Raw genomic sequence first — 10,996 nt, forward strand, 5'->3', positions numbered from 1 at the left:
TAGAAGAATATGAGCAATATTAATTACGAAGGCATCGAGCAGATGCCACTTCGCACCTTTACAGAAAAGGCTTATCTTAATTATTCAATGTACGTCATCATGGATCGTGCATTGCCTTTTATTGGTGATGGCTTAAAGCCTGTCCAACGTCGTATTGTTTATGCGATGTCTGAATTGGGGTTAAATGCTGCAGCGAAATTTAAAAAATCTGCACGTACCGTCGGTGATGTGTTAGGTAAATTCCATCCGCATGGTGACTCCGCCTGTTATGAAGCCATGGTTTTAATGGCTCAGCCCTTTTCTTATCGCTATCCTTTGGTGGATGGGCAAGGAAACTGGGGGGCGCCAGATGATCCTAAATCATTTGCGGCAATGCGTTATACCGAATCTCGCCTGTCCAAAATCTCTGAAATTTTATTATCTGAATTAGGCCAAGGCACTGTTGATTTCCAACCGAACTTTGATGGTACCTTAGAAGAACCTCAATATTTGCCTGCACGTTTGCCTCATATTCTGTTAAACGGCACCACCGGGATTGCCGTCGGGATGGCAACCGATATTCCACCACATAATATTAATGAAGTGGCGGATGCCGCTGTTATGCTATTAGATAATCCAAAAGCAGGATTAGATGATGTACTCAATATCATTCAAGGCCCGGATTTCCCAACTGAAGCGGAAATTATTTCACCAAAAGATGATATTCGCAAAATGTATGAAACCGGTCGTGGTTCTATCAAAATGCGTGCAACATGGCATAAAGAAGACGGTGAAATCATCATTAGCGCACTTCCTCATCAATCTTCTCCATCAAAAATCATTGCACAAATCGCTGAGCAAATGACGGCGAAAAAATTGCCAATGGTGGAAGATATTCGTGATGAAGCAGATTATGAAAACCCTGTGCGTATCGTGCTTGTGCCACGTTCAAATCGTGTTGATACTGATGCCTTGATGGCGCATTTATTTGCGACGACGGATCTTGAAAAAAGCTATCGTGTGAATATGAATATGATCGGGCTTGATCATAAACCGGCCGTGAAAGGCTTACTTCAAGTCCTCACTGAATGGCTGACATTCCGTCGCACAACAGTAACGCGTCGTTTACAACATCGTTTAGATAAAGTACTCGCTCGTTTGCATATCTTAGATGGTTTGATGATCGCCTTCCTCAATATTGACGAAGTGATTGAGATTATTCGTACTGAAGACGAACCTAAACAAGTTTTAATGGCTCGCTTTAACTTAAGTGATGAACAGGCTGAAGCCATTTTAAACTTACGTTTACGCCATTTAGCCAAATTAGAAGAACATCAATTACAAGCTGAAAAAGATAAACTCGAAGAAGAGCGGTCAAATTTAGAGTTAATTTTAGGATCTGAGCGTCGCCTAAATACTTTGATCAAAAAAGAAATTCAAGAAGATGCGAAAAAATACGCCAGCCCTAGAATGTCTCAATTAGTTGAACGTGAAGAAGCGAAAGCGATTTCTGAAAGTGAAATGACGCCAGCTGAACCTGTTACTGTCATCTTATCTGAAATGGGCTGGGTTCGCTGTGCGAAAGGTCATGATATTGATCCGGAAGGATTAAGCTATAAAGCAGGCGATAAATATCTGGCGCACGCTTATGGTAAAAGTAATCAACCGGTGATTTTTATTGATAGTACCGGTCGTAGCTATGCTTTAGATCCATTAAGCTTACCTTCTGCGCGTTCACAAGGTGAACCGCTCACCGGTAAACTTACATTACCGGCAGGTGCGACCATTGAACAAGTTATTATGGAGCCTGAAAAACAAGAATTATTGATGGCATCAGATGCAGGATACGGTTTTATTTGCAAATTTGAAGATTTAATTGCACGTAATAAAGCAGGAAAAGCCTTGATTTCTTTGCCAGAAAATGCGAAAGTCTTGAAACCTGAGACACTTTCCGAGTCGACCTCACTTCTTGTGTCCCTCACTTCAGCGGGTCGAATGCTGATTTTTCCGGTACGGGATTTACCGGCATTATCAAAAGGGAAAGGCAACAAAATCATCAGTATTCCAGCAGCGAATGCAAAAGCGCGGTCAGAATTATTGGTGAAATTGTTCTTAATTTCAGAGCAAGCCAGCCTTGAGTTCCATTCCGGTAAACGAAAAATCACATTAAAACCGGAAGATCTGCAAAAATTCCGAGCGGAACGCGGCAGAAAAGGCTCCCAATTACCACGTGGATTACATAGCAATGTTGACATTGTGGTGGTTGAACCTGAACACAACTCATAAGAATTCTCGAAACCAAACTAAATAGGAGGATATTTCGTGAATATTGTTTTTGATACCTATCAAACGCTTGCTTTAGCAAGTTTTGTATTATTACTTGGTTTTTTTCTAGTAAAACGTATTCGCGTTTTACAAACATTCAATATCCCTGAGCCTGTTGTTGGCGGCTTTATTGTGGCTATTGCATTAACCATTTTATACAAAGTAAACGGCACCTCATTTACCTTTGAGAAAAGCTTACAAACATCGATGATGTTAGTCTTCTTCTCCTCTATCGGTTTAAGTGCAAACTTTGCTCGCTTAATTAAAGGCGGAAAACCATTAGTTATCTTCCTATTTGCAGCCGCAATACTCATTGTTTGCCAAAATGTCATCGGTATTTTAGGTACTCAATTATTAGGTATTGATCCTGCTTATGGTTTACTTGCAGGTTCAGTTACCCTAACCGGTGGTCATGGTACAGGTGCGGCATGGGCAGAAACATTCACTAAAGAATTTAACCTACCTGCTGCAACAGAAATCGCCATGGCATGTGCCACATTCGGTTTAGTCTTCGGTGGTATCTTAGGTGGTCCAGTCTCTCGTTATTTATTAAATCGTCAAAAACAAGGTGAAAACCCAGAGAATGATGAAGTAGATGACGTACAAGAAGCATTTGAGCATCCAACTTACAAACGTAAAATAAATTCTCGCTCAATCATTGAAACTATCGCAATGCTTTCTTTATGTTTACTCATTGGTCAATATTTAGATGGCTTAACAAAAGGTACACACATTCAATTACCAACATTCGTATGGTGTTTATTTACAGGTGTAATCATTCGTAACAGCTTAACCCACTTATTCAAATTCCAAGTGGCTGATTCAGCAATTGACGTACTAGGTAGCGTTGGTTTATCTATCTTCTTAGCGATTGCTTTGATGTCTCTCAAACTTTGGGAATTAGCAGGTCTTGCAACAGATGTATTAATTATCTTAGCAGTTCAAGTTGTCTTCATGGCTTTCTTCGCTATCTACGTCACATACCGTATGATGGGTAAAGATTATGATGCGATTGTATTAAGTGCGGGTCACTGTGGTTTCGGTCTCGGTGCAACACCAACAGCCGTTGCTAACATGCAAGCAATTACTAGCCGTTTCGGACCTTCTCACAAAGCGTTCTTAATCGTACCAATGGTAGGGGCATTCTTTATCGACTTATTAAATGCCGGTATCTTAAAAATGTTCTTAAGCGTTGTTGAAGCGCTTCACTAATAAAAGGTAAAAAAGAAAGGCTGACATTTTGTCAGCCTTTTTATTTACTTGCTACTCAGTCAGCGTCTTCACTAAATCCATCACAAATTCTAACCGCACTTTGTTTTCTGGAAGTGCTTTCACAAACTTAAATTTTAATGGACCATCAAAGCGATAAACAATTGGATTTTGTTGAATCAGTTTAATGAATTTTTCAGGATCAACTTTTGCGGAAGGTGAAAATTCAATAAAGCCACCTTGAGCTCCTGCATCGATTTTCAATACTTTTAATGGTTTCACCATTAAACGCATTTCAGCAATTTGTAAAAGATTTTTAGTTGCCTCAGGTAACAAACCAAAACGGTCGATTAATTCAACTTTTAATTCATCTAACTCTTGTTTACTTTCCGCTGCCGCAATGCGTTTATAGAATGACAAACGCATATTCACATCGCCAAGATAATCATCTGGCAATAAAGCTGGAACACGTAGCTCAATTTCAGCTTGCTGATGTGTAATCTCTTCTAATGAAGGCTCTCTCCCCTCTTTTAAGGCTTTGACTGCTGCATCAAGCAATTCCATATAAAGCGAAAAACCGATGCTTTCAATTTGTCCACTTTGTTCATTACCTAATAATTCACCTGCACCACGAATTTCTAAATCATGTGTTGCAAGAATGAACCCCGCGCCTAAATTATCTAAACTTTCTAACGCTTCTAAACGACGTTTCGCATCTTTCGTCATTAATTTTGGCGGTGGTGTAAGCAAATAGGCATAAGCTTGGTGGTGAGAACGTCCCACTCGTCCACGCAGCTGGTGAAGCTGAGCTAAACCAAAATTATCTGCACGTTCAATAATAATCGTATTTGCCGTTGGTACATCAATCCCTGTTTCAATAATGGTGGAACAGACTAATACGTTATAACGTTGATGATAAAAATCACTCATCACGCGTTCAAGTTCACGTTCCCGCATTTGACCATGACCAATCACGACTCGAGCTTCTGGTACAAGTGCGGTCAGTTTTTCAGCCGTATTTTCAATACTCGCCACATCATTATGTAAATAATAAACTTGCCCACCACGTAAAATTTCACGCAGGATGGCCTCACGAATAATTAAATCATCCTTCTGACGAACAAACGTTTTGATACTCACTCGACGAGCCGGTGGTGTCGCAATAATAGAAAGATCGCGAATACCATTCATCGCCATATTCAAAGTACGAGGAATTGGTGTTGCGGTAAGCGTTAAAATATCAATATTCGCTCGAAGTTGTTTAATTTTCTCTTTTTGTCCCACACCAAAGCGATGTTCTTCATCGATGATAAGTAAGCCAAGATCAGAAAACTTCACATCGGATTGAATTAATTTATGGGTTCCAATTAGAATATCGACTTTTCCTTCGGCTAAATTTTCTAAGATTTGTTTTTGCTCTTTGGCTGTTTTAAAACGAGAAAGCACTTCCACATTAACCGGCAGATTAGCAAAACGATCTTTAAAATTCTCATAATGCTGTTGAGCTAACAAGGTTGTTGGAACCAATACAGCCACTTGTTTATGATTCATTACTGCCAAAAATGCGGCTCGCATCGCTACTTCCGTCTTCCCAAAGCCCACATCACCACAAACTAAACGGTCCATTGCTTTGGGCTGACACATATCTGAAATGACGGCATTAATCGCCATAGCTTGATCGTGCGTTTCTTCAAAAGGGAAGGTTGCAGCAAATTGCTGGAATTCCTCACGATCATATTTAAATTCAAAGCCTTTTTTCACTTCTCGCTGGGCATACACATCAAGTAATTCAGCAGCCACATCACGAATTTTTTCTGCGGCCTTTTGACGCGTTTTCGCCCATGATTCATTACCTAATTTATGTAATGGTGCGGTTTCATCTGAGCCCCCCACATAGCGACTAATTAAATGAAGAGAACCAACCGGCACATAAAGTTTGGACTCATTCGCATAATTGATCAGTAAATACTCTGCTTTTAAGCCCCCAGTATCGAGTGTCACTAAGCCACCATAACGCCCAACACCATGATCTAAATGTACCACAGGCTGCCCAATTTTTAATTCAGCCAGATTGCGCACTAAGGTATCCGGATTCACCGCCTTACGTTTATCACGCTGACGTTGTTGTACTCGCTCGCCTAAAATTTCATGCTCTGTAATGACGGCGAGTTTAGCCTCATCAAGAATAAAACCTTGCTCAAGACGACTTACCCACAGATTAAACTTGTCTTGATTGGCTTCAGATAAGGTTTTAATCTGTTTAGGCTTAATTTTTAATGGTGAAAGTAAATCCAGTAAGGTTTCACGTCGTCCTTCAGTTTCAACTGAAAATAGAACATTTCCTTTAAAATGCTCAATAAACTGACGAAGTTGCGATAACGGTTCTTTTTGCTGTGATTGAATGGTCACGGCTGGTAATGCGGACACCGCTAAATTTTTCTGACGAACAGATGACCGCACTTTTTCTACTTTAAAATTAATTTTAGGATAATTTTTTAATGCATGATTTACCGCATCAATGCTTAGCCACAAACGTTCTGGCGGCAAAAGAGGGCGCATTGGATCAACTTTGCGATGCTCATAACGCTGTTTGGCATCAAGATAAAAACGTTCACCTTGTGCTTGATTTGTTTCCATATCCACAAACAACGTTTTTTCTGGCAAGTAATCAAACAACGTTGCCATTTCATCAAAAAATAACGGCTGCCAATATTCAATCCCTGAGATTAGTGTGCCTTTACTGATTTGCTGATAAATATGTTCTGGATCACGACGAATTTCTCCAAAAGTTTCTCTAAATTGTGTACGGAAAAATTCAATGCCTTTCTCATCAGTTGGAAATTCGTGTGCAGGTAATAAATTAATAGATTGAATTTCATCTAACGTTCGCTGCGTATCGACATCAAAAGTACGAATCGAATCAATTTCATCATCAAAAAAATCTAAGCGAAATGGAACCGCACTTCCCATTGGGAAAAGATCTAAAAGTGATCCGCGCACAGCATATTCACCATGTTCTAGTACTTGCTCTACGGAACGATATCCTGCTGACTCTAATTGTAATCGCAATTTTTCAATGACAAGCTGGTCACCTTTTTTAATCAGAAGGACATTGTGCTGTAGATATTTCGGCGGGCACACGCGTTGCATTAATGTGCTAATCGGTAAAACAAAGATACCTTTTTTAGTATTTTGCAAATGAAATAGCGCACTTAAACGCGAAGAAATAATTTCTTGATGAGGAGAAAAAGAATCATAAGGCAACGTTTCCCAATCAGGAAAAAACTGAACGGGCTGAGAAGTTAAATCCGGTAAAACTTGTGATAAACGAACCGCACTTTTGGTATCCGGTGTCACAACCACAGTCAATCCATCGTATTGCTCTGCAATTTCACTAACAGCAAGTGCATCTGCACTCGCTAATACATTGCCAAGAATTTTATGATCATTGGGCTGAGTCGGAATATCAAAATTAAAATAGGTTGTTTTCATAAGTGCGGTCAATTTTTATCTCATTTTTGCGTGAACAGCTGATTAGTTTAACAAATCCACCCTACTTTTCAATAATTATCTGTATAAAAAAACAGGGTTATTTAACCCTGTTTCTCTTATTTTTTGAGTGGTTCTAGTGGTTTCTCTTTTTTTACCTTACCATCATCATCAAATTCAATGCGTGGCATACAACCTCGACAACTACCTTTATCTAAACCAAGCTCACTGCAAAATTTATTGTATTCATCTACCGCTTTACGGAACCAACCTTTTTTTCTTGTTCGCTCATTTTGCCTCCTTTTTTAATTTTTGTGCAATTTCCGAACGTAATAATTTTAACCCATTTTTCTTATTATAGGGTATCTGTTTTGTGATGAAATAATCTCTCATTAAAGGGCAATCTTTTTCATCTAAATTCATTAAAAATCGACGAATTGCCGGCAAAGCGGAAGCTAAAGTGCGGTAAAAATAAGCAAAATTTTTTAAACTTAACCAATCTTCATCAAGCAATTCCCAATCTACTGATGTGGTATTAAATTCCTGAGCAAGTGGATGGAAAGACAAAGGCATATTCCGTTGAAAAGATTGCGTTGCTTCTTTTTCTAATTCAATCCCTTGTGCAGAAAGCCCTTTTAGAGCGATAGTTGAATAACAGCCACTACTTGCCTCTAAATGCTCGCCTAAATAAACAAGAGAAAAACCACATTTCTGCCAAAATTGAGCCAGTTCTTTGGTATAACCAAAACTCACTGATAAATAATCCAGATCGGCATTTTGTGTGATGTATTCAATAAGTTGTGTACCAATACCATGCTGCTGCCACATAGGCTGGACCGCAATTCTCGAAATACGTAAAGAATGTAATGTACAAGCCTTTTGTAGCTGAGAATGAAAACAAAGTGCTTGCGGGACAAGATTGCCTTTAGGACGTCTAGTACCTAGCTGAATGGCTTCTATAAGCGATGAATCTTCAATCCCGCCTTCTTTTAATGCCCAAACTGCACCTAATAAATCTTGTTCATTTTCAGCGGTAAAAAAACGCTGTGAATTAGCATCAAACAATCGCCGTAGATCTAATGGTGATGTACGATAATGGGCTAATGTCATCAAGCCATAGAATTGAGACAATGAAGAAAGTATTTCCTCTTGTGAGCGTTCAGTAATTTGGCATATTTTGCTTTTATCGTATGGCGTTTGTTTAAAGTCATCCTCTACATTCAATAATAAAAGCTCATCGATAAACGCCTCTAAAGCATCATCTTTCGACCAACGCAGCGGTTCAATAAGCTCAAAATCAGAAAAAGTGCGGTTAATTTTTTGCTTAAATTTAAGCTCAAAGCCTCGCCCCGTTCCCTCATAACTATGGATGGTAGTCGTAAATAGAATATGCTTAAAATGCTGGGAAAAAGCAGTGAGTTGAGCAATCGGCAACATTGCCGCCTCATCAACAAAAAGCCAAGCATTTTCAGAAAAAGAAGGATCATTTTGCAAAGCAAGGAAAAGCGCATCTGGTGCAATAAAGATAATTTCTTTTTGTGAAAATTCAGCCAAAATATTGACCGCACTTTTATTTGGAGCTGTGAGGTAAATTTTAGTATCCAGTTGATTCGCTAATAAGCCTGCTAGAGCTGATTTCCCTCTTCCTCGTTTGGCAGTAAGAAAGTAAAGTTCAGATTCTTTTTGTAAGATTTGCTCAATGGTTTTCTGCTGATCTAAGGTCGCATTGTGGTTTACAAATAATTGCTGAAAAGTGCGGTCAAACTTTAAATCATTTTGATGATAAAGGACGGGAAAATCATATTTATGAATACAATGCTTAAAATATGCAATAAATCTTGGCGTCGTAATTGCCTCAAGCGAACCTGACCAACGAAGACTATCTTCGTCTATTTGGGAATGAAGTTTCTCCCAATTTGATAGCAAAACAATTAAGGCACCATTCATTTTTAATGTACCGGCCGCAATGGCGAGCGCCTCTAAATGGATACCTTTTCGTGCATCAAACAAGATCGTCTCAAACTCTTGCCCAAGAAGATTTTGAATTTTAGAAAACTCATTAATGATCAAGGTATTTGCCGGCAAATTAGACGGCATATTCTCACTGATCAAAATTTGAAAATGACGTGTCATGAATTATTTTTCTAAATATGCTTCTAATTCAGCTACATTTTGAGACCATTCATTACTGAGTTGCTTTATCCATAAAGCAATATCAGATGCCCAATTAGGTAATGACGTGTCTTGAGCCTGTTTTGCGATATTTTGAATATTAACAAGCCCCACTGATGCTGCAGCGCCTTTTATTTTATGTGCCACATCTGACACCATTTGTTGCATATCTGCGTTTGTAAGATAATCTTCATACGCCGTTTCTAATTCATCTAAATAAATTGGCATCCACTGTTTGAATAACTCTACATTAGCTTTAGCTTGTGATTTTCCAATTAACTCAATAAGTGAAATATTAATACCTTCTTGAACTTGAGGGAGCTCTTCTTCATCAGAGGTAGTCTCGATATCATCACCTAAAAAGGTTTTAAAACACTGACGTAATTCCGTCAAAGAAAGAGGTTTACGTAACACACCATCCATACCTTGATTTTGATATTCCTCTTCGCTGTGCATTACATTTGCCGTAAAGGCAATTAAAGGTGGAAGAAAATCGTAAATCCCTTCTTCGTAGTTTTTACGCAAATAGTATGCGATATCAAAACCTGACATATCTGGTAACTTAATATCAAGAAAAACAATATCATAAGTATTTTTCTCAAATAATTGGATAGCCTGTTCACCATTCATCGCAACATCAACATAATGCCCCTGCTTCTCAAGAATACTTTTGGCTACAACGATATTCAATTCAACGTCTTCTACTAATAAAATAGAAAGATGCTGCATGGCTTTTTCAGCATTACCATCATGAGCTTGCGCTTTTTCTGCAATGATCGTTAAGTAAAAGGTTGAACCTTTTTCCAATTCACTTTCAACCGTTAAATCCCCTTGCATTAATTGAGCTAAATTCTTAGAAATTGCAAGACCAATGCCACTTCCCGCAGAACGATGAATATTATCTTTAACCTGATAGTACATGGTAAAAATCTTATCTAATTCGCAAGGTGCAATTCCTGCCCCCGTATCAGTAACACTAAATTGATACTGATTATCTTGCATTTTCTGCACCCTTAAAATAACGTCACCTTTGTCTGTGAATTTGACGGCATTACTAATTAAATTCCAAAGAATTTGGCTAAGGCGAGCACGATCGAGATAAAGCCAATTAGGTAAATTATCATCCAGCTTTAAAGAGAATTTTAGCCCCTTTTGTTCTGCCATCAAGGTGCCAAAATTATAGAAATCATTAAGTAGTGAATGGAAATCGCAAGGCTGAATATTTAATTCAATACGCTTAGAATCGATCTTATCTAAATCAATAATATCGCTAAAAATATGACCTAAACTGACCGCACTTAGATTAATTGTATTGAGATAATTTTGTTGTTGTTCTGTTAATTTATCATCCAATAGAATTCGACTAAGACCAATGATCCCATTTAAAGGCGTACGTAACTCATGGCTAATTGTTGCCAGTAAGGTACTTTTATCACGACTATTTTTTTCTAATCGAGCAAGTGTTTTAGAGAGCTCTAGACGGGAACGTTCTAGTCGTTCAACAAGTAGTGTAAAAAAATAAATAACAAAAGGCGCAGTAAATAAACCAAAAGTGATTGAGCGAGCAATGTCACTCCAGTGAATACCATCACTAAGAAGCGTACTTAATAAGATTTGTATACAGATAGCTAAAATCGCAAGAATAGCGATACCAAGTAAAGAGAAACGAACTCGACCTAATCGAATAACCCAATCAACATAACGTTGCGCAAAATATCTAAAGTTTTTCATGGTTTATATTGAGAAATAAAAATTGAGATCATTCTATATAATTTTTAATAAAAATCCATAAACAAAAACCCCAAGCCATTCAGCTCGGGGT

The 10,996-nt window shown here is 38.4% G+C and carries 5 protein-coding genes and 1 pseudogene; 2 read left to right on the forward strand and 4 right to left on the reverse strand.

Features of this window, described 5'->3' with window-relative positions:
* Positions 1–9: 9 nt before the first annotated feature.
* Together parC and gltS are read left to right on the forward strand one after the other, a co-directional pair.
* A complete protein-coding gene (gene parC / locus HMPREF2732_RS02665; RefSeq protein ID WP_070590878.1) occupies positions 10–2,265 on the forward strand; it encodes a DNA topoisomerase IV subunit A in 2,256 nt (751 codons plus the stop codon).
* Positions 2,266–2,301: 36 nt separating this feature from the next.
* Positions 2,302–3,516 (forward strand): sodium/glutamate symporter, encoded by a 1,215-nt coding sequence (gene gltS / locus HMPREF2732_RS02670; RefSeq protein WP_070590880.1) that lies wholly within the window; start codon positions 2,302–2,304, stop codon positions 3,514–3,516.
* A 51-nt stretch (positions 3,517–3,567) separates the two neighbouring features.
* On the opposite strand, the gene mfd is transcribed toward gltS, so the two are convergent.
* The 4 genes and pseudogenes from mfd to HMPREF2732_RS02685 all read right to left on the reverse strand — a co-directional run bounded on the left by mfd (position 3,568) and on the right by HMPREF2732_RS02685 (position 10,905).
* Positions 3,568–7,005 carry a transcription-repair coupling factor gene (gene mfd, locus HMPREF2732_RS02675; protein WP_070590895.1) on the reverse strand — a complete coding sequence of 1,146 codons (3,438 nt, stop codon included), beginning with the start codon at positions 7,003–7,005 and terminating at the stop codon, positions 3,568–3,570.
* A gap of 116 nt (positions 7,006–7,121) precedes the next feature.
* A pseudogene (locus HMPREF2732_RS09840) lies at positions 7,122–7,277 on the reverse strand (DUF5363 family protein); the annotation flags it as partial.
* A gap of 13 nt (positions 7,278–7,290) precedes the next feature.
* Positions 7,291–9,099 carry a tRNA(Met) cytidine acetyltransferase TmcA gene (locus tag HMPREF2732_RS02680; RefSeq protein ID WP_083304338.1) on the reverse strand — a complete coding sequence of 603 codons (1,809 nt, stop codon included), beginning with the start codon at positions 9,097–9,099 and terminating at the stop codon, positions 7,291–7,293.
* 39 nt (positions 9,100–9,138) lie between these two features.
* The gene (locus HMPREF2732_RS02685; RefSeq protein ID WP_049384181.1) at positions 9,139–10,905 is read right to left on the reverse strand and encodes an ATP-binding protein; all 1,767 of its coding nucleotides are present in this window, start codon (positions 10,903–10,905) and stop codon (positions 9,139–9,141) included.
* Positions 10,906–10,996: the final 91 nt, after the last annotated feature.

This window comes from Haemophilus sp. HMSC061E01 (assembly GCF_001810345.1).
Taxonomy (GTDB): domain Bacteria; phylum Pseudomonadota; class Gammaproteobacteria; order Enterobacterales; family Pasteurellaceae; genus Haemophilus_D.